Source organism: Sinorhizobium sp. 8-89 (assembly GCF_030124325.1).
Lineage (GTDB): Bacteria > Pseudomonadota > Alphaproteobacteria > Rhizobiales > Rhizobiaceae > Sinorhizobium.
Window position 1 is genome coordinate 23,595 of the sequence record NZ_JASKLR010000018.1, and the last position, 26,403, is coordinate 49,997.

Sequence of the window (26,403 nt, forward strand, 5' to 3'; positions counted from 1 at the left end):
AGACGCGCAAAGGACGCTGTAGAACTTTGAATTGCTGCATTTCCTCAGCTCGATTCCGAGCTGGGGAATATGCACAAGGAGCATGAAGTCGCCATGGCTGCGGATTCCATCATCAACTGGAGCCTGCTCTCGCTCTCAGCGCCCGGCTGGGGCGGCGTATTGTTGCAAGGCTTTCTCAATTCGATCCAGATCGCGGTCGGAGGGTACGCGCTTGGCCTGCTGCTCGGCGTGGGCGGGGCCTTCGGCAAGCTCTATGGCGGGCCGATAACGCGCGATCTTCTCGAATGCTACACCACCATCGTTCGGGCTGTGCCCGAACTCGTCCTCATCCTTCTCCTCTACTATGCCGGGACAGACCTCTTGAACCAGCTCCTGGGCGCCGTCGGCCTCGGCACTGTCGATATCAGCGGCCTGATAGCAGGCATCTTCGTCATTGGAGTGGTCCAGGGTGCCTATTCGACGGAGGTGTTGCGCGGCGCGATCAAGGCGGTGCCCGCAGGACAGATCGAAGCGGCGCGTGCCTATGGCATGTCGCCGGGGAAGGTGCTGCGACGCGTCACGCTCCCGGCGATGCTGCCCTATGCCATTCCGGGTCTTGCCAATCTCTGGCTGATCGCCACGAAGGATACTGCCCTGCTCGCCGTCGTCGGCTTCAGCGAACTGACCCTGGTAACCCGCCAGGCGGCCGGCGCGACCAAGGCCTATCTGCTTTTCTTCTGTGCAGCCGGCGTGCTCTACCTTGCGCTGACGCTCGTTTCCAACATCTTTATAGGCGCCTTGGAAAAGCATGCGAGACGCGGTTTCGTGGAGCAGCGATGACCGACGAAACGACCCATGCTCTCGCATTCACCCCCGAGGACCTGCCGAATGGCAAGAGTTTCCTCAAGCCTCACCGCATCGCTCTCATCCTCGTCGCCGTCGCGGTCATCGTCGCGGTCGCCGTCCTGATGCGTTGGGACTGGCTGCCGCGCTACCTGCCGAGGCTCGGCTGGGGCATCCTTGTCAGCATGGTGATGCTGTTCAGCACCTCAATCCTCGGATTCCTGATTGCCGTCCCGCTGGGCCTCATCCAGATCACCGGCCCCTGGTACCTGAAGGGTCTTGCCCGGATCTTCTGTACGATCATTCGCGGGACGCCGCTGCTCCTGCAGCTCTGGCTGCTCTATTACGGGCTCGGCTCGCTGTTTCCGCAGTTTCCGGCAATCCGCCAGTCGTTTCTCTGGCCTTATCTGCGCGAGGCCTGGCCCTATGGCGTGGCGGCGCTCACGATCTCCTTTGCGGCCTACGAGGGCGAGGTGATGCGCGGCGCCTTTGCGGGTGTTCCCGCCGGCGAGTTGGAGGCCGCCCGAGCCTACGGCATGAGCCGCTGGACGATGTTCCGGCGCATCTGGCTGCCGCGCGCGATCCACCGCGCGCTCCCGACACTCAACGGCGAGACCGTATTGCAGCTCAAGTCGACGCCGCTGGTTGCGACGATCACCGTCGTCGACGTCTATGCGGTCATCTCGAAGGTGCGGCAAGAAACCTTTCTCACCTACGAACCGCTCCTGCTGCTTGCGCTGATCTACATGTGCCTCACGGGCATTCTGGTCATCGCGTTCCGCTATTTCGAAAACCGCATACCGACACGTGGTGCCTGACATGAAGCTCTCCGCGGCCATCGACAACGCCATGCCGGAACTGGTGGCTATCCGCCGCGACCTGCATGCACACCCGGAACTCGGTCTCGCGGAAACGCGAACGTCCGCCTTTATCGCGCGCCACCTCGAGGCGCTTGGCTATGCCGTGACAACGGGGCTTGCGAAGACCGGTGTTGTCGGCACGCTCAGGAATGGCACCGGTTCGCGCTCGATCGGCATCCGCGCTGATATCGATGCCCTGCCGATCCACGAGGAAACCGGTCTCGACTATGCAAGCAAGACACCGGGGCTGATGCATGCCTGTGGACACGACGGCCACACGGCGATGCTGCTCGGTGCCGCCCGCGCGCTTGCCGAGCGGAGGAACTTCGACGGTACCATCCACCTCATATTCCAGCCGGCAGAAGAAAATTTCGGCGGCGCTAAGATCATGGTGGATGAGGGCCTGTTCGACAGATTTCCCTGCGACGCGGTGTTCGCGCTCCACAATGAGCCCAACCTCCCCTTCGGCCAGTTCGCCTTGCGCGAAGGCCCGATCATGGCGGCCGTCGACGAAGCACGGATCACCGTCCATGGTCGCGGCGGCCATGGCGCCGAACCGCAGGAGACCGCCGACCCGATCGTCTGTGGCGCCAGCATCGTCATGGCGCTGCAGACGATCGTGTCGCGCAACATTCATCCCATGGACCCGACCGTGGTCACGGTCGGCGCCTTCCACGCCGGCTCCGCGAGCAACATCATCCCGGAACGGGCCGAGATCGTCGTCGGCATCCGCTCCTTCGATTCCGCCGTTCGTGACGCGTTGGAGCGCCGCATCCGCATGATCGCGGAAGCGCAGGCAGCAAGCTTCGGCATGCGTGCCACCGTCGACTACGAGCGAAGCTACGACGCGACGATCAACCACAAGGCCGAGACCGATTTCGTGCGCGACCTTGCGATCCGCTTCGCCGGTGCCGACAAGGTCGTCGATCTTGGCCGTCCGTTCATGGGCAGTGAAGATTTTGCCTACATGCTGAAAGAGCGTCCCGGCAGCTATTTCTTCCTCGGATCGAGGGCGACAGGCGACGAAAAACCGCTCCACCATCCGGGCTACAACTTCAACGACGATCTGCTGCCGATCGGCGCTGCCTTCTGGACTGAACTGGCAGAGGCCTATCTCGCGCGAAGGTAAGAGCATCGGACCGCAAAATGCCGCAGGCGAAACATTGCCGCAGTGTGACAACGTGGCGATCCGCCTATCATTGACCTTTGCCAATTTTGCGTCAGATTCAATCACACGATGAAATGACGGCTCCGGCTGACAGGCAGGCGCCCGGCTCTCTCTACTGTATGTTTCCCTAAATCGAGGCGATTTGAGGAAAAGGACATGCAGCAACTCAAAGTGTTACTGCGTCCCGTGTGCAGCTGAAACGACGCACGGCGCTGTAGTGCCCAAGAGGATCACGTCGTGTTTGAATCCTTCGACGCAACCATGCTTGCCCGCATGCAATTTGCCTTTACCGTTTCGTTCCACATCATCTTTCCGGCCTTCTCTATCGGCCTGGCCAGCTACCTCGCCGTCCTCGAAGCCCTCTGGCTCTGGAAGAAGGACGAGGTCTATCTGGAGCTTTTCAACTTCTGGAAGACGATTTTTGCGGTCGCCTTCGGCATGGGCGTCGTTTCCGGGATCGTGATGTCCTATCAGTTCGGCACCAACTGGAGCGTGTTCTCCGACAAGGCCGGCCCTATCATCGGTCCGTTGATGGGCTATGAGGTGCTGACGGCTTTCTTTCTGGAAGCCGGCTTTCTCGGCGTGATGCTTTTCGGCCTGAACCGTGTGGGTCCAAGATTGCATTTTCTCGCAACCGCAATGGTCGCCGTCGGCACGCTGATCTCGGCCACCTGGATTCTGTCCGCCAACTCCTGGATGCAGACCCCGGCAGGTTTTGCCGTGAACGAAGCCGGACAGTTCATCCCGGTCGACTGGTGGGCGATCATCTTCAATCCCTCATTCCCCTATCGCCTGGTCCACATGGTGCTCGCCGCCTATCTGACGACGGCGCTCGTCGTCGGCGCCTGCGGCGCTTGGCATCTCTTGCGCAGGACGGCGCCGCGCCGCGCCCGCACCATGTTCTCTATGGCGATGTGGATGGCGGCCATCGTCGCCCCGATCCAGATCTTCGCCGGCGACCAGCACGGGCTGAATACACTTGAGCACCAGCCGGCGAAGGTGATGGCGATGGAGGGCCATTTTGAAAGCCATCCTGACGGTGCTCCGCTGGTGCTCTTCGGCATCCCCAACTCGGCCGAGAAGCGCATCGACTACGCGATCGAGGTGCCAAAACTGGGGAGCCTCGTCCTGAAGCACCATCTCGATGCGCCGCTTGCCGGACTGGACACGATCCCGGAGGAACTGCATCCGCCGGTCGCTGTGATCTTCTGGTCGTTCCGTGTCATGGTCGGCATCGGCCTGGCCATGCTCGGCATCGGGCTGTGGTCGCTCTGGTGCCGGTACCGCGGCACGCTCGACAGCGATCCCTGGCTCCACCGCGCCGCCGTGCTGATGGGCCCTGCCGGCTTCGTCGCGGTTCTGGCCGGATGGATAACCACCGAAGTCGGCCGCCAGCCTTACACGGTCTACGGCCACCTTTTAACGGCCAACTCGATCGCGCCGATCGAAGCCCCTGCCGTTTCCGCGTCGCTCGTCGCCTTCATTATCGTCTACTTCTTCGTCTTCGGTGCGGGAACCTTCTACATCCTGCGACTGATGGCGCGGCTGCCGCGCGATACCATGCCCGAACTGGACGAGGGACCAATCCGGACAGCCGGTGTCGCGCCCGGCCCGGCAAGCCCCAAATCTCATGGAGCGCATCATGGACTTTGATCTGCCACTGATCTGGGCGGCCATTATTGCCTTTGCCGTTCTGGCCTATGTCGTTCTCGACGGCTTCGATCTCGGCGTCGGTATCCTTTTCCCGCTCTTCCCCGAAAAGCACGATCGCGACGTGATGATGAACTCGGTTGCCCCCGTCTGGGACGGCAACGAGACATGGCTCGTGCTCGGCGGCGGTGGTCTGATGGCCGTCTTTCCGCTTGCCTATGCGACGATCATGCCGGCGCTCTATGCGCCGATCATCGCAATGCTGATCGGCCTCATCTTCCGGGGCGTCGCCTTCGAATATCGCTGGCGCACGAAGCGCGCCGAATACCTGTGGAACTGGGCATTTGCCGGCGGCTCGATGCTGGCGGCCTTCGCGCAAGGAATCGCGCTTGGCGCGCTGGTCCAGGGGATACCGGTCGAAAACCGCGCCTATGCGGGCAGCTGGTGGGACTGGCTCACGCCCTTTTCCATCATGACGGGCATTGCGATCGTCGTCGGCTACGCCTTGCTCGGTGCCACCTGGCTCGTCATGAAGACGCACGGCGATCTCGCCGACCGGGCACGCGCAATTGCGCTCAAATGCTGCTTTGCAACCGTCGGGGCAATGGCTGTCGTCAGCCTCTGGACGCCGTTTCTCGAGCCGGTCTATCTGCAACGCTGGTTCGGCTGGCCGACGGCGATCTTCAGCGTGATCGTGCCCCTGCTCGTCCTAGGTTGCCTTTATCTGCTCATCAAGGGCATTCGCGACCGGCATGACGTGCAGCCGTTCATTGCGGCGCTCGGCCTTTTCGTCCTCGGCTACATCGGCATCGGCATAAGTTTCTATCCCTACATGGTGCCGCCGTCGCTCACCATCTGGGAAGCGGCCGCGCCGGAGGAAAGCCTTGCCTTCCTGCTTGCTGGCGCGCTCGTGCTCGTACCGATCATTCTCGCCTACACCGGCTACGCCTATTGGGTTTTTCGCGGCAAGGTCGATCCGGAGGAGGGCTACCATTGATGAGCGCGGATGGCACGGGCCGGAAGCTCCTCTGGTTTGTCGCGCTCTGGCTCGCAGGGGTTGCCGCCGTCAGCATTGTCGGCCTAGCGATCAAGCTTGTGCTCGGCACCTAGAGCAATTCCGAGAGAAGCATGTAACGGTTTTCCGTCCGGAATTGCGTCATTTCAAAGAGTTGGATCATTTCACTGTTTCGATGAAGCAGTGCAATGATCCAGGCACAACGTGACGATAAAAGCCTCGCTCAAGTCTTAAGGGCTAACGTCCTCGCACACATCGGCAAGCGATCGCCGACGGAGACAGGACCGCACCCTCCTCCCCGGCGATCGCCTGCCGAGGTGACCACTCCGGAAAGCTGCGGCCGAGATCGCTGCGGCGGTTTTACCCCTTCTCAGCCGCGCTCCCGTTTGCTAGCAGTTCGGCGCGACGAACCCCCGGGGGCCCGTTCCGCCTCCCCGGAACTGGACAAGCGATCTGGACAAGCGATGCAGAAGACACCCGCAGAATGCACCACAATGTCGGATGTGCGTGCCGAGATCGATCGGCTCGACAACGCCCTGATGAGGTTGCTCGCGGAGCGCTGGGGCTACATCGACCGTGCGGCCGAAATAAAGCGCCCGCTGAAGCTGAAAGCCGACATCCCGGCGCGCGTGGCCGAAGTGCGGGAAAACGCGCGCAGGCAAGCGAGCGAACTCGGCCTCGATCCCGATTTCTACGAGGGCATCTGGGCCCAGCTGATCGATCATGCCATCGCGCACGAGCGCAAGCGGCTCGGAGAGGACGAGTAGGACGAACACCAGCCCCGGTTTGTTCTTCAACTCGCCTTGTCGTAACTGTTCTTGCGGCTGAGATAGCCCTCCCAGTCGAAGACGCTCTGGACGATGTTTTCAAGGCTTGCATGGGTTGGCACCCAGTCGAGCTTCAGCCTGGCAAGCGAAGAGTCTGCGACGACCTGCGCGGCGTCGCCGGGACGCCGTGGTGCATAGTCTATGCGAAAATCACGTCCCGAGATCCGCCGCACCGTATCGAGAACCTGCAGCACCGAGAAGCCTTTGCCGTAGCCGCAATTGGTCGTCAGCGGCTCACCGCCTCCCCTCAGATAGCGGAGCGCGTCCTTGTGTGCCGCAGCCAGATCGGCAACGTGGATATAGTCCCGAATGCCGGTGCCGTCGGCGGTCGGATAGTCCTGTCCGTAAACGTCGACCTTGCAGCGTCTGCCGAGCGCGGCCTCACATGCAACCTTGATGAGATGGGTGGCGCCAGCCGTCGATTGTCCGGCGCGGCCGAGCGGATCGGCTCCCGCGACGTTAAAATAGCGCAGCACCACATAGCGGAGATCATGAGCGGCGGCAGCATCCTGTAGCATCATTTCGGACATCAGTTTGGAGCGACCATAGGGGCTCTCGGGACGCAACGTGGCCGTTTCCTTGACCGGATCGACGGTATCCTGTGTGCCATAGACAGCTGCTGTCGATGAAAAGACGAAGTGGCGAACACCGGCCTCTATCGTCGCGGCGATCAGCGTGCACGTGCTCGCCGTGTTGTTCTCGTAATAGGCAAGCGGATCGGCGACGGATTCCGGAACGACAGCCGATCCCGCAAAATGGATGACCGAGTCGATCTCGTTTTCTGCAAAGATCCTGGCAAGCAGCGTTCTGTTGGCGACGTCCCCGAAATAGAACTTTGCCTCCGGCGCGATCGCCCAGCGGAAGCCTGTCGACAACCTGTCGAGTACCACGACAGACTCGCCGGCATCGAGCAGCGACCATACCATGTGGCTGCCGATATAACCCGCTCCACCCGTTACCAATGCGGCCATCGCCTGATTTCCAATCGTTCGAAGATGGAGACAGGAAAGAGGAGCAACGCTTTCTGAATTGGTAACTCGGGCGCTTTTCGGCAGCCTTCGTCCGATATTCTCGTGACCGTGGTTAAGTACCGATCTGCCGATTATCTAGAATTTTATGGATGACGCCGGATGTGCACCAAATTGGTATCGAGGGCCGCCGCGCGATGGTCGTGACTGGCGATCATATGCCTTTGCTCACCCGAAATCCGCATGTATTAAATTTTACTAAAACACACCGGCGCTCGCTAACGTTTTTCAAACGGGAATGGCTTAAATACTGGCGAAATGGCCTGTGCCCGGGGGAAACCACGAATGAGACGTGCGAAGCTCCATGCTCAATTGAGACGATTGGCCTGCGACAAGGACGGAAATTTTGCCGTCCTTGGAGCAATCGCCATCGTCCCCATCATCGCCGCTGTCGGCGTGACGCTCGACTTCGTCGGCGCCTATCTGGAAGCCGAGAAAATTCAAGCCGCGCTGGACGCCGCCGCGCTCGGTTCCGTGCGAGCCTATGGCGAAGGCGCGGATGAGACCGAAGCCTCCGACGCGGCAAAGAAGTTCTTCTGGAGCAACTACGCGATGCCGCAAGAAAGCGTCCTCGTCGAGGGAGGCAATCTCGCGGATACGCCGACACAGGGCGCTTTGTCCGTTGCGTTTACGCGGAACACCATTGAAGACGTCGCGGCAGCGGAATTCAGCTTCGACTATAAACCGATCTTCCTGGAACGCCTGCCGTTGGCAATCCGACGTCAGAGCGTCGCGGCGCGGGCAGCCAACGCGGAAGCCTGCATTCTGGCATTGCATCAAACCGCCGACCGGGCATTTGACGTCAGCGGCAGCGCAGCGGTCGATCTAACCGGATGCACGGTCATCTCCAATTCCAATGACGATCAATCGATCTACGTCGGCGGCAGCGGCAAGCTCAAGGCGGAATGTCTTTACGCCGCCGGCGCCATTTATGGCGCGGCACAATCGGTCGAACTTGCTTGCGACAAGGCGGTGGAAGGCGCTTCGCGCGTGCCCGACCCGTTCAAGAACAAGGTACTGCCAAAGGCAGCGGCATGGGTCGATCTCTCCGGCTGCGGGCAGGATTTCATCAGCGGCGGCGGCGGCAATGGTGATTGCAACGGCACAAGCAAGACGCCCAAGACGAACAACGAAGGCTACGTCGTCACGCTGAAGCCTGGAACCTACCAAAACCTGGACGTCAAGCGCGCCGTGAATCTCCTGCCCGGCAATTACATCATTGACGGCGGGCGCCTGGAATTCGGCGCCCAAGCCACCGTAACCGGCGAGCGCGTGACTTTCTTTCTCATAAATGGCGCCGAGATCAGCATCAATGGCGGTGCCACGTTCAACATTTCGCCATCACTCGAAGGCGATTGGGCCGGGTTCTCGATCGTCGCCGAGCATGGAAATGTGGAGACTGCGATCATCAATGGAAACAGTCAGTCGTTCTTGACCGGAATCGTCTATCTGCCCGACGTCGCGGAACTGCAATATTCCGGCAATGGCGCAACGAGCGGCGAATGCATCCGGCTGATCGCCCAGGAAATCACCCTGACCGGTAACAGCACATTCAAGATGGATTGCACGACGGAGCTTGCCGACAAGGGCATCTACTACCCGGGCGCAATCCGGCTCGTGCGCTAGGCGCTTGCTCATCCGGTCGCCATCCCTTGGCCGCGGAGCGAAGTTCTACCGGCTCAATATGTGGCGGCGCAGGCGCTCCGCCGCCTCCGCCACCTGAGCCGGATCGCGCAGAAAGCAGGCGCGCATGAAAAGCGACCCGCCCTCGCCGAATGCGGTTCCGGGCGCCAGTCCGACGCCGGTCCTGTCGACAATATCGATCGCCGCTTGCCTTGAATCGGTCACCCCGTCGATCTTCAGGAATGCATAGAGCGCGCCATCCGGCTTCAGGGTTTCGACGCGATTGGTCGCGATCAGTGCATCGCAAAGCAGATCTCGACTGCGTGCCGCCTTGGCGATGTTCTCGTCGACAAAGGCGTCTCCCTGATCGAGGGCCGCGACCGCGCCGCGTTGCATGAATTGCGCGACGCCGGATGTCGAATACTGGATCAGGTTTTCCAGCACCTGCCCCATCGCCGGCGGCGCAACGATCCAGCCGACGCGCCAACCGGTCATCGACCAGTTCTTGGAGAAGGAATTGACGAACAGGATCCGGTCGTCATCGTCCATGATGTCCAGGAACGATGGCGCCCGTGCGCCGGCATAGCAGTAAAGCGCATAGATCTCATCGGCGATGATCCAGAGACCGTGCTTGCGCGCCAGCGTCAGAATGGCTCTGAGATCATCCGGCGTCGCGGTCCAGCCCGTCGGATTGGACGGCGTGTTGATGAACAGCGCCCGCGTCTTCTCGCCGACCGCGGCCTCGAGCCGGTTCATGTCGAGCTGCCATTTGCCATGCTCGAAGCGCAGCGGCACCGAGACCGGGCGCGCGCCGGAGATCTGGGCGGCAGCAGCGAAATTCGGCCAGGCGGGCGTCAGCAGCACCATTTCGTCGCCGGGCGACGTCACCGCCTCGATTGCAAGCTTGATCGCCTGCATCCCCGATCCCGTGACGTAAAAATTGTCCGGGGACAGCGTCTTCTGGAACCGGCGCTGATAGTAACGCGCCAGCGCTTCGCGAAGCGGCGGGATGCCGCGCTGCCAGGTGTAGAAGGTCTCGCCGGCCATAAGCGCCTCGGCGGCGGCCCGGCTGATGAAGTCCGGCGTCGCAAGATCCCCTTCGCCCACCCAGAGCGGGATCACGCCTTCCCGCCCACGCGCGTAGTTCACAACCTCTACGATACCGCTTTCGGGGGCCGAAAGAGAACGGGGGCTGAGGCTGTTCATGATCGTCACGGGCGGCTCCTGGGATCACGATGATCTTGGGTCCAATCGACCCCAAATCATAAACAATGATCAATTCTAGTAAGTTAGAGCGAGATACGCGTGGAAAACCATACACACGTTTCCTCGTCCCGCTCCAGACTGCGGACGCTTCTAGACGCTTTTGCGCTGACGATCACGCGACATTATCTGACCGGTTTATCGATTTTTGTGATGTTTCGCGGTTCCTGCAGCGCCGTGCGTCTTTTCAGACGCACGCTGTAGCACTTTGATTTGCCGCATGTTTTCATCCTTAGATCGGCTACGATCCAAGGAAACATGCGGAGCGAAATCGGAAGCCGCAATGACGCCCTTCGAGGCAATCAGGCGCGTTGTTTCAACAGATCGCGAATCTCGGAAAGAAGCACGATATCCTGCGGCGGCGGGGCGGCAGGCGCCGCTTCCTTTTTCGTTTCGATCGAAGCACGCATCCGGTTCACGGCCTTGATCATCAGGAAGATGATCCAGGCGAGGATCAGGAAATTGATGAGCACGGTAATGAAGTTACCGTAGGCAAAGACGGCGCCCTGCTCGCGAGCCGCCGCAAGGGAGGGTGCGGTGACATTCGCGGAAAGCGGAATGAAATAATTGGAGAAATCGAAGCCGCCGCCGGTAACGGCGCCGACGATCGGCATCACGAGGTCGTTGACGACCGAATCGACGATCTTACTGAAGGCGGCACCAATGATCACACCGACCGCAAGGTCCATGACGTTGCCGCGGGCAATAAACTCCTTGAATTCGTTCAGCATGCGTCTCTCCGTCTAGTCCCCGTTTAGGAGCGGCAACCGCATCCGTCCCGCGCGGCAACCGTCGGTTCGGAATCTAGATCAAAGCTCGCGCGGTGGGAACTGTTCTTTGCGTTTGATCAATTCGCGTACAACCAGGCGAGTCTTGCAGGGGCGATGTCCCCTCCAGCCCGAAAGAAGGGTGCTTTCAGCTCAAGGAAACGCTCGCTGCTTTCTTGGACTTAAGACGCATGGACGGGGCAATTCTCAACCCGCTGGACTTGCCCTATGCTGCTTGGCGGAGGAGTGAGGCATGCTTTCGGGTTCTGTCATTTTTGCCTCGGCCGTCGCCTATCTGCTGCTGCTGTTCGCAGTCGCAAGCTATGGCGACCGGCGAGCCAGAAGAAGCAGCGCTGCCAGCAGGGGCAGACCGCTGGTCTATGCGCTCAGTCTCGCGATCTACTGCACTTCATGGACCTATTTCGGCGGTGTGGGGCTGGCGGCCGAACGCGGGCTCGAGTTCACCGGCATCTATATCGGTCCGATCCTGATGTTCACGCTCGGCATGCCGCTGGTCCGCCGCATTATCCAGCTCGCCAAGACCGAAAAGCTGACATCCGTCGCCGATTTCATGGCGGCACGTTACGGCAAGAACCCGGCCGTGGCGGCAATCGTGGCGCTGATTTCGCTGGTCGGGGCCATCCCTTACATCGCCCTGCAGCTCAAGGCAGTTTCGAGTTCGGTCGCCGCGATGATCGACACGAGCGACTACGGCATTGGCGCCGGGCAAACCTTCATCGACCTGCCTCTGCTCGTGACCCTTTTCCTCGCCTGCTTCGCGATCGTTTTCGGAACGCGTCATACGGACGCGACCGAGCATCAGGACGGCTTGATCCTCGCGATTTCCATGGAATCGGTCGTGAAGCTCGTGGCGATGCTCACGATCGGCGTCTACGTCGTCTTCGTCCTGTTCGACGGGCCCGCGAACCTATGGGCGCAAGCGCAGCAAAGTCCCGCGGTTCTCTCCGCCCTCGAATACCGCACGCCACCGGCGCGATGGATCCTGCTGATCGTGCTCTCGGCCTTTGCAGTCATCATGCTGCCGCGGCAATTCCATGTGACCGTGGTCGAAAATCGTACCGAAAGCGAATTGCGCACCGCGGGCGTTCTCTTTCCGCTTTATCTCATCGCGATCAACCTCTTCGTGCTGCCGATCGCCATAGCAGGCATTCTGACCTTCTCAGGCTCAGGCGACGCAGACCTCTACTTGCTGAAGCTGCCGCTCGCCGGCGAAGTCCCCTTGCTCTCCCTGACGACCTTCATCGGCGGCTTTTCCGCGGCAACCGCCATGGTCATCGTCGCGTCGGTGGCGCTGTCGATCATGATTTCCAATGATATCGTGATGCCGATCTTCCTGCGACGCAATCTCAGCCAGCGCGGCGGCATGCAGGAGAATGTCGCAGGCACGCTGCTCAATATCCGCCGCACCGCGATTTTCGTCGTCCTGCTGCTCGGCTATGGCTACTATCGCGCGGCCGATATCAGTGCGGGCCTCGCGTCGCTGGGGTTGCTCTCCTTCGTCGCCGTATCGCAGATGGCGCCTGCGCTTCTCGGCGGCCTCGTATGGCGCCAGGCGAATGCCCGCGGGGCAATCACCGGAATGGTCTGCGGCTTTCTCGTCTGGGCCTATCTGCTGTTCCTACCGAGCCTCGGCGGCCCCGACAATTCCCATGTCGCGACGACGGTACTGAGTTTTCTTCTGCCGTTCACGGATCTCTTTTCGGGGCCGAATGCCGATCCTCTGGTCAATGCCACAGCATTGAGCCTTTTCGTCAACATGACAGCCTACGTGCTTGCGTCGCTGACCCGGACGCCAAAACCCCTGGAGCGCTTCCAGGCCGGCGTGTTCATCACCCGCCGTTCGCGCACGGAAGGAACGTTCCGCGGGCGCAAGACCAAGGTGACCGTACGCGACCTAAAGACCACAATCGCCCGCTACATGGGCGAAGAGCGGATGCAGCGCTCTTTCCATACCTACGAGCAGCAATCCGGCCGCTGGCTCGACGAAAATGCGTCCGCCGACATGGCGCTCATTCATTTCTCGGAACAATTGCTCGGCAGCGCCATCGGTTCATCCTCGGCCCGTCTCGTGCTTTCGCTCGTGCTGCAGCGGATGGACGACGCGTCCTCTGACACCGCCTGGCTGCTCGACCAGGCGAGCGAGGCCCTGCAATACAATCAGGATATGTTGCAAACGGCACTCTCGCAGATGGATCAGGGCATCGCGGTCTTCGACAATGCCAACAACCTGATCATCTGGAACCGCCGCTTCAGACAATTGCTCGACCTACCCGAAGCCGCAGGCCAGGTCGGCTTCCCGCTCGCTGATATCGTCGAGATCCTGACGAGGCGTGGCGACATCCGCAAGGATCAGGAGAAGGCATTGGTCGCCAACTTCCTGACGCTCGACAAGCCCTTTCTGCTCGAACTCGCCAACGGCGAACGCATCATCGAAGTCAGAACCAATGCCATGCCGGACAAGGGCATCGTCACGACCTATACCGACATCACGCAGCGCGTGGCAGCTGACATGGCGCTGAAACAAGCCAACGAAACGCTCGAACTGCGCGTAACCGAACGGACGGGAGAGCTGACACGGGTCAACCGCGAGCTCGCCGAAGCTCAGGCGGCAGCGGAGGAAGCCAATATCGGCAAGACCCGCTTCTTCGCCGCCGCCGGACATGACATCCTGCAGCCATTGAATGCGGCGCGACTTTATTCGTCGTCGCTCGTCGAGCGGCTCGGCGATTCCGACAACAGCACGCTCGTCCAGAACATCGATTCCTCGCTGGAATCGGTGGAAGCCATTCTCGGCGCGGTGCTTGATATTTCCCGGCTCGACACAGGCGCGATGAAGCCGCGCCTGCAATCCGTGCCGCTCAACGAATTGCTCCGGCGTATCGAGACGGATTTCGCTCCGATGGCACGGGCGAAGGGTCTCGAACTCATCGTCATGCCGACATCCCTGGTCGTGCGCAGCGATCCGAATCTTCTGCGGCGCGTGGTCCAGAACCTCGTCTCGAACGCCATCAAATACACGCTGAAGGGAAAGGTGCTCGTCGGCGTGCGGCGCCGTGGGAGGGCCGCGACGATCGAGGTGCTCGATTCCGGCATCGGCATTCCACCCTCGAAATTTCGCACCGTCTTCAAGGAGTTCGCACGCCTCGACGAGGGAGCGCGTACCGCGTCAGGGCTCGGGCTCGGACTCTCGATCGTCGATCGCATTTCGCGCGTCCTCAACCATCCCGTCAACCTTCAGTCGAAGCACGGAAATGGCACCGGCTTCAAGGTCACGGTGCCGCTCGAAGCAGGCGTCAGCGAACGCGCGAAACCCAAAGATGTTGCGACCGCGAAGACGAATGACGCCCTGGCCGGCCTGAGCATCATCTGCATCGACAACGAGCCGAAGATTCTCGACGGAATGGCGCTGCTGCTTGGCGGCTGGGGCTGCACGGTCACCACGGTGGAATCGCTTGCCGGCTGTTCGGCTATGAGACCCGACGGTCAGGCGAAGAGGCCCGATGCAATCATCGCCGATTATCATCTCGGTGACGGCACCGGCATCGAAGCGATTGCCCGCATCCGTGCGTTTTGGGGGGAAAGCATTCCAGCGCTGCTGGTGACGGCCGACCGCTCGCCCGAGGTACGCGGCGCCGCCGAACGCGACGGGGTCACTCTGCAAAACAAGCCCGTACGTCCGGCTGCCATGCGCGCATGGTTGACCCAGCTCTCCATAGCGGGAAAGGCCGCTGCGGAATAGCGGCGCTATTTGGCCGAACAAACCGCGTGCAATCGCCCCTCACCCTAACCCTCTCCCCGCAAGCGAGGAGAGGGGACTGGGAGGTTCGGTGGTTGCCGCGAGTCTCCTTCGCTCCGCGAGCGGGGAGAAGGTGGCCGGCAGGCCGGATGAGGGGCGGATACCGCTCACATTTTCCGAGATTTTACCGACGAAGCGCCAAATCAGGCAGCCGCCACCGTGCCTATCTTCGACAGCTGGATGACGGCCTGCGTGCGGCTGTCCACGTTGAGTTTCAGCAGGATCGCTGAAACATGGGCCTTGATCGTCGCCTCCGAGACGCCGAGCTCGTAGGCAATCTGCTTGTTGAGCAGCCCCTCGGCAAGCATGCTGAGCACCCGCGACTGCTGCGGGGTCAGCGTCTGCAGCCGATGCAGGAGATCGGCCACTTCCGGCTCGTATTCCTGATTCTGGTCGTAATCCGCCGGCACGAAGACTTCGCCGGCGATCACTTTCGTGATGCCCTGGCGAATTTCGTCGATGCCCGCGGATTTGGAAAGGAACCCGGCAGCACCTAGATCGATCGCACGATGAATCGTCGCGTGATCGTCGTGGGCCGAGACAATCATCACCGGGAGGCTCGGAAACTCCGCCCGCAATGCAATGAGACCCGAAAGACCGCTGACGCCCGGCATCGTCAGATCCAGCAGCATCAGGTCGGCGTCCGGGTGATCCGCCGCAGCCTTGCGGGCGGCCGCGAAGTCACCGGCTTCGACTATGCCCGGAGCATCGGCCATGCCGCTCAGCGCCTGGCGCATTGCACCACGAAAAAGGGGGTGGTCATCGGCGATGATGATGGTCATTTCCGGCATTGGATGCTCCCTCCCAAGAGCCTCGGCACGGACCCCGCGCATCCTCCAACGCGCCGGATCGCGTCTCAATGCTTCGTTCCGGTGCCCGTCAGGTCTTTTGCGGTACTTCGGTTCCCTCGCTGGAACCGTCTCCGCTCCCTTCGAGATCCTTCACGATCTCCATGAACTTGCGCATCATTCTTTCCATGATGCTCATCGTCCGGTCAATCTCTTCGTCGCTCGGAAGAGCCGGTTTCATCGCAGTTTCACCGCTTTTGACGGCCTTTTCCAATGCCTCGACGCGTTTGGTCAAAAGATCGATCTCCCGCTCGAAGGCCGCCCGCTCATCGGCCGCCATCCGGCAGACGAGTTCGCCGTCCTTTTCCCGGCACAGCGTGACCTCGCCCGTCTCAGTGTCGAGTCGTGCGATGCCGGTGTCCGATTTCTGCATGCTGTAGCGTCCGGGAAGCACCTCCTGCGTGTACGCCGACGCGACCCAGCCGAGCGTCAAGCCCATCGCCAGTGCCACAACTACCTTCCTCATGACAGCCACTCCATTGGATGCTGCGGAAATCCGCCTTCCGTGGTGGACAAGCGCCAATATTTGCGGCAAGGCCACGATTGGGTTTCACGACGGACAAGCGGGCACATGAACGCCATTATATACAAGATCGTTCCGGCACTTCTATGGCAGGAGGCGCGGCGGGCAGGAAAGTTCACGGGGGCACCCGTCGACCTCGCCGATGGCTTCATCCATTTTTCGACCGGGGACCAGGTCGTCGAAACGGCCGCAAGGCACTTCGAAGGTCAGGACGGCCTACTGCTCATCGCCATCGACGGCGCCGCCCTTGGCGAAAAGCTTGTCTACGAACCTTCGCGCGGCGGCGCACTGTTTCCGCATCTCTACGGGCCGCTCCCGCTCGATGCGGTAATCTGGGAGAGGCCCTTACCATTGGGTGCCGACGGCCTCCACGTCTTTCCCGAGCTCGCACCATGATCGACGCCCTGAAATTCCTCTCGCGCAGCGGCCTGTTTCTTGTCGATCCGGAAACCGCGCACGGTCTATCGATCAAGGCACTCAAGAGCGGGCTCGTGCCGAGTTGCGCGGCGCCGGCCGATCCGCGCGTCAGCCAGGAAATCGCCGGCCTCACCTTCCCGAACCCGATCGGCATGGCGGCCGGATACGACAAGAATGCCGAGGTGCCGGAGGCTCTCCTGAAGATCGGCTTCGGCTTCACCGAGATCGGTACGGTCACGCCGCGACCACAGCCCGGCAACGACAAGCCGCGCATGTTCCGGCTCGTCGAAGATAACGCCGTCATCAACCGGCTCGGATTCAACAATGAAGGCCATGGTGCCGCGCTTGCGCGCCTTCAAGGCTGTTCGCGTCAGGCGCTGATCGGCGTCAATATCGGCGCCAACAAGGATAGTGCAGATCGCATCGCCGACTATGTCACGGGGATCCGGACCTTCTATCCGGTCGCACGCTACTTCACTGCAAACATCTCCTCGCCGAACACACCCGGTCTTCGCGACCTTCAGGCACGCGAAAGCCTGGCAGCACTGCTTTCGGCCGTGCTTACGGCCCGCGACGAGGAAGCGAAGAAGAGCTCGAAACGGATCCCCGTGTTCCTGAAAATCGCGCCCGACCTCACCGAAGAAGGGATGGACGACATCGCGGCGGAGGTGCTGGCGCACGGTCTAGACGGCCTGATCGTTTCCAACACCACGCTGGCGCGCGACGGCCTGAAGGATCAGCGGCAGGCCGGAGAAGCGGGCGGGCTTTCCGGCAAGCCGCTCTTCGAGAAATCGACGGCAGTGCTCGCGCGGATGCGCAAGCGCGTCGGCCCTGCCTTGCCGATCATCGGCGTCGGCGGTGTCCACTCGGCGGAAACCGCAGCGGAGAAAATCCGAGCCGGCGCCGATCTCGTCCAACTCTATTCCTGCATGGTCTATGAGGGGCCGGGGCTGCCGGGCCGGATCGTGCGCGGCCTATCCGCACTCTGCGATCGCGAGAAGCTTGCATCGATCCGCGACATCCGCGACAGCCGGCTCGGCTACTGGGTCGCGCGAAACGCCTGAGCGGCCCGGCGCGGCACGAGGATCAGCAGGAACACGCCGCGCAGGAGCAGGAACAGGTTCAGCCCTGCCCAGAGCCCGTGATTGCCGAAGACCGGGATCAGAACGGCAAGCGCGATTGCATAACCGATGAAGGCCGCCAGCATCATGTTGCGCATGTCGCGCGACCAGGTGGCGCCGATGAAGACGCCATCCATCAGAAAGGCGAGCGCGCCGGTCAGCGCCGTCATCGCCGCCCAGGGCATGTACTCGTAAGCCACGGCACGCACATCCGGCGCGGTCGTCAGAACGTCGACAAGGTCATCGCCGAAGAGCAGGAAGGCGAGAGTCGTCAGTGCGGCGAGCCCCAGCGACCAAAGCGCAGTCATCCGCAAGGCGCGGTCGAAGGCCGGACGGTATCCGGCGCCGATCGATCGCCCGGTAAGCTGCTCGGCGGCATTGGCGAGGCCGTCGAGGTAGTATCCGGCAACCAGGAAGATCGTCATCAGCACGGCGTTGGCGGCGAGCGTCACAGGCCCGAACGACGTGCCGATCCGGGTCATCAGCGTGAAGGCGGCAAGCAATACGAAGGAGCGGATCATGATGTCCCGGTTCAGACCGAACATCGGCTTCAGCCGCTCGCGGGCGAAGATCGTCCGCCAGTCCGGCGCATCGCGCCGGTCAAATCGTCCATAGACGATCGCAAAGCCGACGAGTGCGCCGATGACTTCGCCGGTCACGGTCGCCAGCGCCACGCCCGTCACACCCCAGCCGAGGATGAGACCGAACAGGATGGCCAGCACGATGTTAATGCCGTTGATGAGCGTCTGCAGCAGGAGACCGATCGAGCCCTCGCCGCGCCCGAGCACGAAACCAAGGATTGCATAGTTGGCGAGCGCCGCCGGCCCGGACAGGATCCGATAGAAGAAATAGGTGCGCGTGACGGCTTCGACCTCGGCGCCGGGGGCCATCAGCCACAGACCGGCGGAAAATAGCAAAGGCGAGAGCACGACGATGGCGACGCCGGAAAAAAGCGCGATCACCAGCGAACGCCAGAAGACCGCCTGTTGCTCCCGCCTGTCCCCGCGGCCATAGGCCTGGGCGACGAGACCCGTGGTCGAGGCCCGGAGGAAGTTGAAGGTCGTGAAGATCAGATCGAACATCACGGCGCCGACCGCGAGGCCTGCGAGCAGATCCGCCCGGCCGAGGCGGCCGACCACGGCGGTGTCGACAAGCCCAAGCAGCGGTGTCGTCAGAAACCCCAACGTCATCGGCAATGCGATCGAGAAGATCAGCCGATTGGTGACATGAAACGGGCCGGCTTCGCTGGCGTGCGCGTCGCGTTCGAGGGTTTCCGTGGCGGCCATCGTCAAATTCCTGGAGCGGGATGAGGAAAACAGTGTGCGGTTTTCCGCCCGCATCCCGCTCTAACTCATTAGAATCGATCACGCTTATTATTTTGGGCAATTCGACCCAAAATCATCGTGATCTTGTGGGCGGCTTCCGAACCGCCCATAAGAGGGATCAAGTCAGCCGGAGAGCACCATGGCCCAATACGGGCGGTTTCCGGAAGCGGTATTCTGCGCCACCGCAACACCGAGGCCATGGTAGCCGCCGAGCATGTTTTCGAGATGCTTCGGAGAACGGAACCAGGCTTGATAGGCACTCTCCGCATCATCCTGGCCCATGGCGATATTTTCCGCGGCCGGGAGCGTAACGCCCTGCCCCTTCATCCGGTCGTAGAAATTGTCGCGCCAGCCGATGTTGTGCTGCATCTTGCCGACCCGGGCCATGCGTGCTGCCTGGTTCAATGCCGCGACCGAGGCGACGGGATCGTGAACGAGCGACGCCAACCCGCGATCCTTCCGCAAGGTGTTGACGTAGCCAAGCGTCGCTCCCGTCTGGTCGCTTCCGCTGCCTTCGTCGGGAGAAAGCAGGTTTGATGTCGTGCAGCCGGCAAGCACGCCGAGTGAAAGGAAACCGCCAGCCCGCAACAGGACGCGCCTGCGGATGAAGAACTGCTGATGCTGCATGCTTTACCGTCGATAGCTCAAAACACGGAGAATGAGGAAGGCAGGAATGACGATTGCCGCGCCGAGCAAAAGATAGTCGCCGACTCTACCGAGGGCTGCGAAACCCGAGCGCCAGAGGTCGAGCAGGAAATTGCGAATGCTGAAATAGATGTCGACCGGATACCAATCGAACAGGGTCATGACGAAACCGACCAGGATCGACACGACGACGAGCTTGACCAGCACACGCAGGGGCGTGTCACCCAGAAACTTGTTAATTCCGTCCGACATCGGCGAATATTCTCCAGTTTCCCTTCACATAAGCCGCCGTCATCGGGGCTGCAAGGCGCAAGAGAAAGCGAGCTGCGCCGTCTTTCAGATTCCGCTTGTATTTTGCCTTATCCGGCGTCAGAAGCGTCCATCGCAACCACGCCGTCATGTCGATGACCCTCAACCAGCTCTCCTCCGGCGACCTGATCGCCGATCGCCGCGCCGACTACGCAAAAATGCTCGCCGAGGCCGGTGAACCGCAAAGCGCGGCAGAACTGATGGCCCAGGCTCTCGAACGCGCGCCGGACTGGGCCGCTGGCTGGTTTCGGTTGGCGGACTATGAAGAAAAATCTGGCCGAAAAGAGGCGGCAATCGACGCGCTGCGCAGCACACTCCGTCTCAATCCCGATGACGTTTTCGGCGCCAGCCTCAAGCTCGCACTTCTTGGGGCGACCGAGACTCCCGAACAGCCGCCGAGCGTTTACGTCGAGCGCCTCTTCGACGACTATGCGGAACGCTTCGACAAGGCCCTCGTCGAAAAGCTCGACTACAGCGTGCCCGAAAAGCTCGCAGCGCTGATCGACAGGGCGACCAACGGGCGCCATTTCCATTACGTCACCGATCTCGGCTGCGGCACCGGTCTCTTCGGCGACCGCATCCGCCATCGCTGCGACCACCTCGAGGGCTTCGACCTATCCGCCAACATGCTGGCCAAGGCGGAGGTAAAGGCAATCTACGATCGTCTGACACAGGCGGACCTGTCGCTTGCGCCCGAAAACTCGGGAGCGTTCGGCGAATTGCCGGCCGCAAGGGCCGATCTCGTCAGCGCGGCGGACGTGCTGATGTATCTCGGCAATCTGGAAAGCGTCTTCCGGATCGCGGACCGGCTGCTCGTACCCGGCGGCCTCTTTGCTTTTTCGGTGGAGGACGCGGCAACGAACGAGGGGTTCATCCTCCGGCCATCGCTCCGCTACGCGCATTCCGAAGCCTACATCGCCGATGCTTGCGCCGGATGCGGATTTTCGCTGATCGGATCGGAGCGCACGGTTATTCGCATGGATGCCGGCAGGCCGGTCGCAGGAATTCTGTTCCTCGCGCGGAAGCCTGCATAGGACGCAACGCTGCCGCGCAAAATAGGTCAGCATTGCTTACATATTTTTCTTGATTGTTTTTGTGCGTTGCAGCAATGCTGAAGACCTGCAGCGCCGCGCGTCAGTCGTACGCGCCAAGGTCGCTGTAGCACTTTGAAATACTGCATGATTTCGAGGAATCCTTGCAGTAGCAATCGAGGTTTCGACATGGCACAGATCAGCAGCGTCTTCGGTCTCTGGAAGACCAGCCCTACCCGGCATACGCCTGTCGAGGACGTGCAAGGCATCTTTTCCGGCAGCCTCGTCGCCGCGCTGGGGCTCTATTTCCTCGCGAGTGCCGGGTTGCTGACCGGCAGCACCGCCGGCATCGCCTTCCTGCTGCACTACGCCACCGGCGTGAACTTCGGCCTTGCCTTCTTTCTTCTCAATCTGCCGTTCTTCTATCTCTCGCTGAAGCGGCTCGGCCCGGCTTTCACAATCAAGACCTTCATTGCGATCGCGCTCACCTCGTTTCTGACCGACATGCAGTCGCGCCTGTTTCAGATCGGCGGGATCGATCCCGCATGGGCCGCCCTTCTCGGCGGTCTGCTGCTCGGATATGGGCTGCTGGCGCTCTACCGCCACCGCGCCAGCCTTGGCGGCGTCGGCATATTGGGCATCTACCTGCAGGAGCGTTTCGGCGTTCGTGCCGGACTGGTGCAGCTTGCGATCGACATGGTTGTTCTCGCCATCGCCTTTGCCGTGACGACGCCGTCGGTCGTCGTCTGGTCGGTGCTCGGCGCGGTCGTCCTCAACCTGTTCGTGGCAATCAACCACCGCGCCGATCGTTACATCGCATTTTGAAAGTGCTTATGCGGCCTCCGCCGGCGCGTCGATCGGAGGAAGTGCGCGGAAGCCGACGCAGAGGCGATTCCACACGTTCATGGTGCCGATCGCAACGGTGATTTTGGTCATTTCCTCTTCCGTGAAATGCGCCTTCAAAGCTTCATAGGCGTCGTCGGGGGCGCGGGTCGCGGCCACGTTCGTCAGCGCTTCGGTCCAGCCCAGCACGGCGCGCTCTCGCTCGTCGTAGTGCGGCGATTCGCGCCAGACGCAGACGAGATTGATCCATTGCTCGCTAAGACCGCTGTGACGGGCCTCCTTGCTATGCATGTCGACGCAGAAGGCGCAGCCGTTGATCTGCGACGCACGTAGCTTGATCAGGTGGATCAGGCGAAGCTCTATCCCCGAGCCTTTGACATAGCTGTCGAGCGCCGCGACGGCTTTGTAGGCGTCCGGCGCGGCTTTGGCGAAGTTGAAACGCGGCTGCATGCTCTTCTCCTTGGTTTGTGAGCTGGTCGGTCAGGCACTCACGCCTGATTTTCGCTCATGCGTGGCAAGAAAACGGTTCGTCCGGGCCGCGATCGCGCCATCGCGGTCGATCGAATTTAGGTCCGCCATGATGTCGGCGATCGTCACTCGCCGCAGTTCGGCACGGTAGGCCTGCTCCGCCCTGAGCATCGCCACATTGATCGTGCAGGGCGCAGTCGGCTTGCACTCATAGGGATCGGGACCGCGCAATCGGATTTCGTTGCAGCGAAAGGCCGGATCCGGACCCTCGACGGCGAGAACGATATCGAGCAGCGTTATCTTTTCCGGGGCGCGGGCAAGCCTGTAGCCGCCCTTCGGGCCTGGCACCGCCTCGAGCAGGCCTTCACCCGACATCGCCTGGAGATGTTTCAGGAGATAGCTGGTCGATACACCGTGAAACTCGGCGAGTGCCGCAGCCGAAAGCGTGCTGCCTGGCCGAAGACAGCTCAGCATCGTCACGCTGTGAATGGCCTGTTCGACGCCGTCTCCAAGTTTCATCGCACTCTCCTATCATGGATGTTTTTTATCCATGATTATCTCGGAGTCAAGTTGTTGCCGCCAATGCCACACTCAGGCTTCTCTTTTGCCGAACATGATCTACTTTTGTTCCCCGTGAACAGGATCGATTCCCCATTGCCGGATAGCGACGTGCTGACGTTGCCGACGCCGTTTCTCCGGTGGTTCGCCGAGAAGGGCTGGCGACCCCGCGCCCACCAGCTCGAATTGCTGTCGCGCGCAGAAGCGGGAGAAAGCACGCTTCTGATCGCGCCGACCGGAGCCGGCAAGACCCTTGCCGGATTTCTGCCGTCGCTCGTCGATATCACCCGGCGCGGCAAAATTCCGCCCGGATCGCCCTTTGTCGGCATTCACACGCTCTACATATCGCCGCTGAAGGCGCTTGCGGTCGATATCGAGCGCAACCTGATGAAGCCCGTGGCGCAGATGGGTCTGCCGGTCCGGATCGAGAACCGCACGGGCGACACGCCGCAGGCCAAGCGCCAGCGCCAGAGACTCAATCCACCCGACATCCTGCTGACCACACCCGAGCAGCTGGCCCTGCTCATAGCCAACGGCGAGGCGGAGCGCTTCTTCAAGGATCTGCGCTACGTCGTGCTCGACGAGTTGCACTCGCTGGTCACCTCGAAGCGCGGACATCTGCTGTCGCTCGGTCTTGCGCGCCTGCGCCGGCTCGCGCCCGACCTCCAGACGACCGGCCTTTCGGCGACGGTCGCCGAGCCGATGGAGCTGCAACGCTGGCTCGTGGCCCAGACCGAGGAACAAGAAAACCACGCCGGGCTGATCACCGTTTCCGGCGGTGCGAAGCCGGAAATTTTGATCCTGCGGACCGAGGAGCACGTGCCCTGGGCAGGACATTCGGCACGCTATGCGATCGCCGACGTCTATGCCGCGATCAAGGATCACGGCACGACGCTGCTCTTCGTCAACACCCGCAGCCAGGCGGAAATGCTGTTCCAGGAACTCTGGACGATCAACGACGACAATCTGCCGATCGCGCTCCATCACGGTTCACTCGATGTCGCGCAGCGCCGCAAGGTCGAGGCCGCCATGTCGGAAAACCGGCTGCGCGCCGTCGTCGCCACATCCACCCTCGATCTGGGCATCGACTGGGGCGATGTCGATCTTGTCGTCCATGTCGGCGCGCCGAAAGGGGCGAGCCGCCTTGCCCAACGTATCGGTCGCGCAAACCACCGCATGGACGAGCCGAGCCGCGCGATCCTCGTGCCTGCCAACCGTTTCGAAGTGATGGAATGCCAGGCGGCACTCGACGCCAACTACATCGGCGCGCAGGATACGCCGCCGGTCGGTCAGGGCGCGCTCGACGTGCTCGCCCAGCATGTGCTCGGAATCGCTTGCGCCCAGCCCTTCGATGCCGTTGATCTTCATCGGGAGATCACCAGCGCCGCTCCCTATGCGCATCTCTCCTGGGAGACGTTCGAGCGCATCGTCGATTTCGTCGCCACGGGCGGCTATGCGCTTCGCACCTACGAGCGCTATGCCCGCATCCGCAAGACGAAGGACGGGCTCTGGCGGGTGTCGAATCCGATGGTGGCTCAGCAATACCGCCTCAACGTCGGCACCATCGTCGAATCGCCGATGCTGAACGTGCGCATGGTCAAGCGTAACGCGCGCGGCTCGCTCGGCCGCGGCGGCATGACGCTCGGCAAGGTAGAGGAATATTTCCTGGAAATGCTGTCGCCGGGCGACACCTTTGTCTTTTCCGGCAAGGTCGTGCGCTTCGAAGGCATCCGCGAGAATGAATGCCTCGTCTCCCAGGCCTTCTCTTTCGACCCCAAGGTGCCGACTTATGCTGGCGGCAAGTTTCCGCTATCCACCTATCTCGCCGCGCAGGTGCGCAAGATGCTTGCCGATCCGGCGCGCCACGCTTCATTGCCGGACCAGGTGCGCGACTGGCTGGCGCTGCAGAAAGACATCTCCATGCTGCCGCGCGAGGACGAGCTGCTGATCGAAACGTTCCCGCGCGGCAGTCGGCATTATATGGTGATCTATGCCTTCGAAGGGCGGCTCGCCCACCAGACGCTCGGCATGCTTTTGACCCGCCGTCTCGACCGCGCCGGGCTGAAACCGCTCGGCTTCGTCGCCACCGACTATTCTCTCGCGGTCTGGGGGCTCGATGATCTGGGCAACGCCTTTCGTGCCCGCCGGCCATCACTGGCGCAACTCTTCGACGAAGACATGCTTGGCGACGACCTCGAAGCCTGGCTGAACGAGTCCTTCCTCCTGAAACGTACCTTCCGCAACTGCGCCGTGATCGCCGGGCTCATCGATCAGCGCCACCCGGGCAAAGAGAAGACCGGACGGCAGATTACCGTTTCCGCCGATCTCATTTACGACGTATTGCGAGCGCACGAGCCGGACCACATTCTGCTGGAAGCAACACGCAGCGACGCCGCGACTGGACTTTTGGACATCGGTCGGCTCGGATCTATGCTGAAACGAATCAAGGGGCACATCACCCACCGCCGACTCGATCATATCTCGCCGCTCGCGGTTCCGGTCATGCTTGAGATCGGACGCGAAGCGGTCCAGGGAGAGGCGCACGACTTCCTGCTTTCGGAAGCCGCCGACGATTTGATCAACGAAGCGATGGGCGGCGAGCCCGATGTTGTGATCCGGTGAAGAGACACGGAAAGAATGCATCGCCTCGTACATGCGATATCTCCCCCGTCAGGGACGGCACTCCTGCAGGCGCGCACGGCGATCAATGGCGTCGCGGGCATCTGCGATCCCTTGGGCGGACTCTATTTGCCGGAAACCAGAACGCTCGTCGTTTCCGATCTTCATCTCGAGAAAGGTTCCGCCTTCGCCCGACGCGGCATGATGCTGCCGCCCTACGACACGCTTGCGACGCTGCGCGTGCTCGAAGCGGTCATCGCTCGCCACAATCCGAATACCGTGATCAGCTTGGGAGACAATTTCCACGACCGTGTCGGATCGGGAGCAATGCCCGAGACGTTCCGCCACATGGTCGCGACCATGGCACGCGGACGCGAGTGGATCTGGATCAACGGCAATCACGATCCTGACGGCACCTCGGGGCTGCCGGGAGCCTCCATGGACGAGCTTCACCACGCCGGTCTCATCTTCCGCCATGAACCGTCGAAAGGCGATGCCAGCGCCGAAATCGCGGGACACCTGCATCCGGCGGCCACGGTCAGGCGTCGGGACAAGTCGGTCCGGCGCGCGTGCTTCGCGACGGATGGAAAGCGCCTCGTGATGCCGGCCTTCGGAGTTACGACCGGCGGCCTCGACCTGCGCCACCGGGCGATGAGCGGCCTCTTCGATCGCGGCAAGCTGGTTGCTCATATGCTTGGCCGCGATCGCATCTACTCGGTTCGTTACGACAATCTCATCGGCTGAGGCAGGTCAACGCCCCGCACCAACAGCGCCGCGCGTCGTATCAGACGCGCAAAGCACGCTGCAGCAATTTGAATTGCTGTATGTATGTATCCTTAAATCGGCTACGATTTAA

At 61.6% G+C, this 26,403-nt stretch carries 24 protein-coding genes; 14 read left to right on the forward strand and 10 right to left on the reverse strand.

Going from position 1 to position 26,403, the window contains the following annotated elements:
• Positions 1 to 93: 93 nt before the first annotated feature.
• The 6 genes from QN219_RS25080 to QN219_RS25105 all read left to right on the forward strand — a co-directional run bounded on the left by QN219_RS25080 (position 94) and on the right by QN219_RS25105 (position 6,282).
• Positions 94 to 819: an ABC transporter permease gene (locus QN219_RS25080; protein ID WP_284002801.1), complete on the forward strand. Its 726-nt coding sequence runs from the start codon at positions 94 to 96 to the stop codon at positions 817 to 819.
• Positions 816 to 1,640 carry an ABC transporter permease gene (locus QN219_RS25085; protein WP_284002802.1) on the forward strand — a complete coding sequence of 275 codons (825 nt, stop codon included), beginning with the start codon at positions 816 to 818 and terminating at the stop codon, positions 1,638 to 1,640. The genes QN219_RS25080 and QN219_RS25085 overlap by 4 nt, the downstream gene beginning before the upstream one ends.
• 1 nt (position 1,641) lies before the next feature.
• Entirely contained in the window at positions 1,642 to 2,811 is a 1,170-nt protein-coding gene (locus tag QN219_RS25090; RefSeq protein ID WP_284002803.1) for a M20 aminoacylase family protein, read from the forward strand.
• 276 nt (positions 2,812 to 3,087) lie between these two features.
• Positions 3,088 to 4,503, forward strand: a complete 1,416-nt coding sequence (locus QN219_RS25095; RefSeq protein ID WP_284002804.1) for a cytochrome ubiquinol oxidase subunit I — start codon at positions 3,088 to 3,090, stop codon at positions 4,501 to 4,503.
• Positions 4,493 to 5,497 (forward strand): cytochrome d ubiquinol oxidase subunit II, encoded by a 1,005-nt coding sequence (cydB, locus tag QN219_RS25100; protein ID WP_284002805.1) that lies wholly within the window; start codon positions 4,493 to 4,495, stop codon positions 5,495 to 5,497. Before QN219_RS25095 ends, cydB begins: the two co-directional genes overlap by 11 nt.
• A 482-nt stretch (positions 5,498 to 5,979) precedes the next feature.
• On the forward strand, positions 5,980 to 6,282 hold the full coding sequence (locus QN219_RS25105; protein WP_284002806.1) for a chorismate mutase family protein: 303 nt from the start codon (positions 5,980 to 5,982) through the stop codon (positions 6,280 to 6,282).
• 26 nt (positions 6,283 to 6,308) lie between these two features.
• Here QN219_RS25105 and galE read toward each other — a convergent pair whose 3' ends face one another.
• Positions 6,309 to 7,313 (reverse strand): UDP-glucose 4-epimerase GalE, encoded by a 1,005-nt coding sequence (gene galE, locus QN219_RS25110; RefSeq protein WP_284002807.1) that lies wholly within the window; start codon positions 7,311 to 7,313, stop codon positions 6,309 to 6,311.
• A 342-nt stretch (positions 7,314 to 7,655) separates the two neighbouring features.
• Here galE and QN219_RS25115 point away from each other — a divergent pair, with 342 nt between their 5' ends.
• Positions 7,656 to 8,996 (forward strand): pilus assembly protein TadG-related protein, encoded by a 1,341-nt coding sequence (locus tag QN219_RS25115; protein ID WP_284002808.1) that lies wholly within the window; start codon positions 7,656 to 7,658, stop codon positions 8,994 to 8,996.
• Positions 8,997 to 9,041: 45 nt separating this feature from the next.
• Here QN219_RS25115 and QN219_RS25120 read toward each other — a convergent pair whose 3' ends face one another.
• On the reverse strand, positions 9,042 to 10,208 hold the full coding sequence (locus QN219_RS25120; protein ID WP_284002809.1) for a pyridoxal phosphate-dependent aminotransferase: 1,167 nt from the start codon (positions 10,206 to 10,208) through the stop codon (positions 9,042 to 9,044).
• 350 nt (positions 10,209 to 10,558) lie between these two features.
• On the reverse strand, positions 10,559 to 10,987 hold the full coding sequence (mscL, locus tag QN219_RS25125; RefSeq protein ID WP_284002810.1) for a large conductance mechanosensitive channel protein MscL: 429 nt from the start codon (positions 10,985 to 10,987) through the stop codon (positions 10,559 to 10,561).
• Between the two features lie 289 nt (positions 10,988 to 11,276).
• Between mscL and QN219_RS25130 the strand changes: the two genes are divergently transcribed.
• Positions 11,277 to 14,783: a PAS domain-containing hybrid sensor histidine kinase/response regulator gene (locus QN219_RS25130; protein ID WP_284002811.1), complete on the forward strand. Its 3,507-nt coding sequence runs from the start codon at positions 11,277 to 11,279 to the stop codon at positions 14,781 to 14,783.
• Positions 14,784 to 14,983: 200 nt separating this feature from the next.
• On the opposite strand, the gene QN219_RS25135 is transcribed toward QN219_RS25130, so the two are convergent.
• Entirely contained in the window at positions 14,984 to 15,631 is a 648-nt protein-coding gene (locus QN219_RS25135; protein ID WP_284002812.1) for a response regulator transcription factor, read from the reverse strand.
• 88 nt (positions 15,632 to 15,719) lie between these two features.
• Positions 15,720 to 16,154 (reverse strand): hypothetical protein, encoded by a 435-nt coding sequence (locus QN219_RS25140; RefSeq protein ID WP_284002814.1) that lies wholly within the window; start codon positions 16,152 to 16,154, stop codon positions 15,720 to 15,722.
• Positions 16,155 to 16,259: 105 nt separating this feature from the next.
• Here QN219_RS25140 and QN219_RS25145 point away from each other — a divergent pair, with 105 nt between their 5' ends.
• Positions 16,260 to 16,607, forward strand: coding sequence for a DUF952 domain-containing protein (locus QN219_RS25145; RefSeq protein ID WP_284002815.1), 348 nt, complete (start codon positions 16,260 to 16,262; stop codon positions 16,605 to 16,607).
• Entirely contained in the window at positions 16,604 to 17,692 is a 1,089-nt protein-coding gene (locus QN219_RS25150) for a quinone-dependent dihydroorotate dehydrogenase (RefSeq protein ID WP_284002816.1), read from the forward strand. Before QN219_RS25145 ends, QN219_RS25150 begins: the two co-directional genes overlap by 4 nt.
• Here QN219_RS25150 and QN219_RS25155 read toward each other — a convergent pair.
• The 3 genes from QN219_RS25155 to QN219_RS25165 form a co-directional block, all read right to left on the reverse strand.
• A complete protein-coding gene (locus QN219_RS25155; protein ID WP_284002817.1) occupies positions 17,668 to 19,035 on the reverse strand; it encodes an MATE family efflux transporter in 1,368 nt (455 codons plus the stop codon). The two genes, QN219_RS25150 and QN219_RS25155, sit on opposite strands and share 25 nt — an antisense overlap.
• Before the next feature lie 162 nt (positions 19,036 to 19,197).
• Positions 19,198 to 19,701, reverse strand: a complete 504-nt coding sequence (locus QN219_RS25160) for a CAP domain-containing protein (protein ID WP_284002818.1) — start codon at positions 19,699 to 19,701, stop codon at positions 19,198 to 19,200.
• Positions 19,702 to 19,704: 3 nt separating this feature from the next.
• Positions 19,705 to 19,971, reverse strand: a complete 267-nt coding sequence (locus tag QN219_RS25165) for a DUF6460 domain-containing protein (protein WP_284002819.1) — start codon at positions 19,969 to 19,971, stop codon at positions 19,705 to 19,707.
• Positions 19,972 to 20,123: 152 nt separating this feature from the next.
• Between QN219_RS25165 and QN219_RS25170 the strand changes: the two genes are divergently transcribed.
• Together QN219_RS25170 and QN219_RS25175 are read left to right on the forward strand one after the other, a co-directional pair.
• The gene (locus QN219_RS25170; protein WP_284002913.1) at positions 20,124 to 21,062 is read left to right on the forward strand and encodes a class I SAM-dependent methyltransferase; all 939 of its coding nucleotides are present in this window, start codon (positions 20,124 to 20,126) and stop codon (positions 21,060 to 21,062) included.
• 186 nt (positions 21,063 to 21,248) lie between these two features.
• Positions 21,249 to 21,884, forward strand: coding sequence for a YitT family protein (locus QN219_RS25175; RefSeq protein WP_284002821.1), 636 nt, complete (start codon positions 21,249 to 21,251; stop codon positions 21,882 to 21,884).
• 6 nt (positions 21,885 to 21,890) lie between these two features.
• Here the strand turns inward: QN219_RS25175 and QN219_RS25180 are convergent, their stop codons facing one another.
• Positions 21,891 to 22,352 carry a carboxymuconolactone decarboxylase family protein gene (locus tag QN219_RS25180; protein WP_284002823.1) on the reverse strand — a complete coding sequence of 154 codons (462 nt, stop codon included), beginning with the start codon at positions 22,350 to 22,352 and terminating at the stop codon, positions 21,891 to 21,893.
• Between the two features lie 30 nt (positions 22,353 to 22,382).
• Positions 22,383 to 22,889 carry an Rrf2 family transcriptional regulator gene (locus tag QN219_RS25185; RefSeq protein WP_284002825.1) on the reverse strand — a complete coding sequence of 169 codons (507 nt, stop codon included), beginning with the start codon at positions 22,887 to 22,889 and terminating at the stop codon, positions 22,383 to 22,385.
• A gap of 63 nt (positions 22,890 to 22,952) precedes the next feature.
• On the opposite strand from QN219_RS25185, the gene QN219_RS25190 reads away from it, so the two are divergent.
• Both QN219_RS25190 and pdeM read left to right on the forward strand, forming a co-directional pair.
• Entirely contained in the window at positions 22,953 to 25,550 is a 2,598-nt protein-coding gene (locus QN219_RS25190) for a ligase-associated DNA damage response DEXH box helicase (protein WP_405052261.1), read from the forward strand.
• 15 nt (positions 25,551 to 25,565) lie between these two features.
• On the forward strand, positions 25,566 to 26,291 hold the full coding sequence (pdeM, locus tag QN219_RS25195; RefSeq protein WP_284002827.1) for a ligase-associated DNA damage response endonuclease PdeM: 726 nt from the start codon (positions 25,566 to 25,568) through the stop codon (positions 26,289 to 26,291).
• Positions 26,292 to 26,403 lie beyond the last annotated feature (112 nt).

Coding starts and splice junctions, on each gene's coding strand:
- cydB (WP_284002805.1), top strand. CDS start 4,493: ATGGACTTTGATCTGCCACTGATCTGGGCGGCCATTATTGCCTTTGCC.
- QN219_RS25170 (WP_284002913.1), top strand. CDS start 20,124: ATGACCCTCAACCAGCTCTCCTCCGGCGACCTGATCGCCGATCGCCGC.
- QN219_RS25080 (WP_284002801.1), top strand. CDS start 94: ATGGCTGCGGATTCCATCATCAACTGGAGCCTGCTCTCGCTCTCAGCG.
- QN219_RS25185 (WP_284002825.1), bottom strand. CDS start 22,889: ATGAAACTTGGAGACGGCGTCGAACAGGCCATTCACAGCGTGACGATG.
- QN219_RS25165 (WP_284002819.1), bottom strand. CDS start 19,971: ATGTCGGACGGAATTAACAAGTTTCTGGGTGACACGCCCCTGCGTGTG.
- QN219_RS25090 (WP_284002803.1), top strand. CDS start 1,642: ATGAAGCTCTCCGCGGCCATCGACAACGCCATGCCGGAACTGGTGGCT.
- QN219_RS25145 (WP_284002815.1), top strand. CDS start 16,260: ATGAACGCCATTATATACAAGATCGTTCCGGCACTTCTATGGCAGGAG.
- QN219_RS25180 (WP_284002823.1), bottom strand. CDS start 22,352: ATGCAGCCGCGTTTCAACTTCGCCAAAGCCGCGCCGGACGCCTACAAA.
- QN219_RS25140 (WP_284002814.1), bottom strand. CDS start 16,154: ATGAGGAAGGTAGTTGTGGCACTGGCGATGGGCTTGACGCTCGGCTGG.
- QN219_RS25190 (WP_405052261.1), top strand. CDS start 22,953: ATGCCACACTCAGGCTTCTCTTTTGCCGAACATGATCTACTTTTGTTC.
- QN219_RS25115 (WP_284002808.1), top strand. CDS start 7,656: ATGAGACGTGCGAAGCTCCATGCTCAATTGAGACGATTGGCCTGCGAC.
- QN219_RS25085 (WP_284002802.1), top strand. CDS start 816: ATGACCGACGAAACGACCCATGCTCTCGCATTCACCCCCGAGGACCTG.
- pdeM (WP_284002827.1), top strand. CDS start 25,566: ATGCATCGCCTCGTACATGCGATATCTCCCCCGTCAGGGACGGCACTC.
- QN219_RS25155 (WP_284002817.1), bottom strand. CDS start 19,035: ATGGCCGCCACGGAAACCCTCGAACGCGACGCGCACGCCAGCGAAGCC.
- galE (WP_284002807.1), bottom strand. CDS start 7,313: ATGGCCGCATTGGTAACGGGTGGAGCGGGTTATATCGGCAGCCACATG.
- mscL (WP_284002810.1), bottom strand. CDS start 10,987: ATGCTGAACGAATTCAAGGAGTTTATTGCCCGCGGCAACGTCATGGAC.
- QN219_RS25175 (WP_284002821.1), top strand. CDS start 21,249: ATGGCACAGATCAGCAGCGTCTTCGGTCTCTGGAAGACCAGCCCTACC.
- QN219_RS25130 (WP_284002811.1), top strand. CDS start 11,277: ATGCTTTCGGGTTCTGTCATTTTTGCCTCGGCCGTCGCCTATCTGCTG.
- QN219_RS25160 (WP_284002818.1), bottom strand. CDS start 19,701: ATGCAGCATCAGCAGTTCTTCATCCGCAGGCGCGTCCTGTTGCGGGCT.
- QN219_RS25105 (WP_284002806.1), top strand. CDS start 5,980: ATGCAGAAGACACCCGCAGAATGCACCACAATGTCGGATGTGCGTGCC.
- QN219_RS25150 (WP_284002816.1), top strand. CDS start 16,604: ATGATCGACGCCCTGAAATTCCTCTCGCGCAGCGGCCTGTTTCTTGTC.
- QN219_RS25135 (WP_284002812.1), bottom strand. CDS start 15,631: ATGCCGGAAATGACCATCATCATCGCCGATGACCACCCCCTTTTTCGT.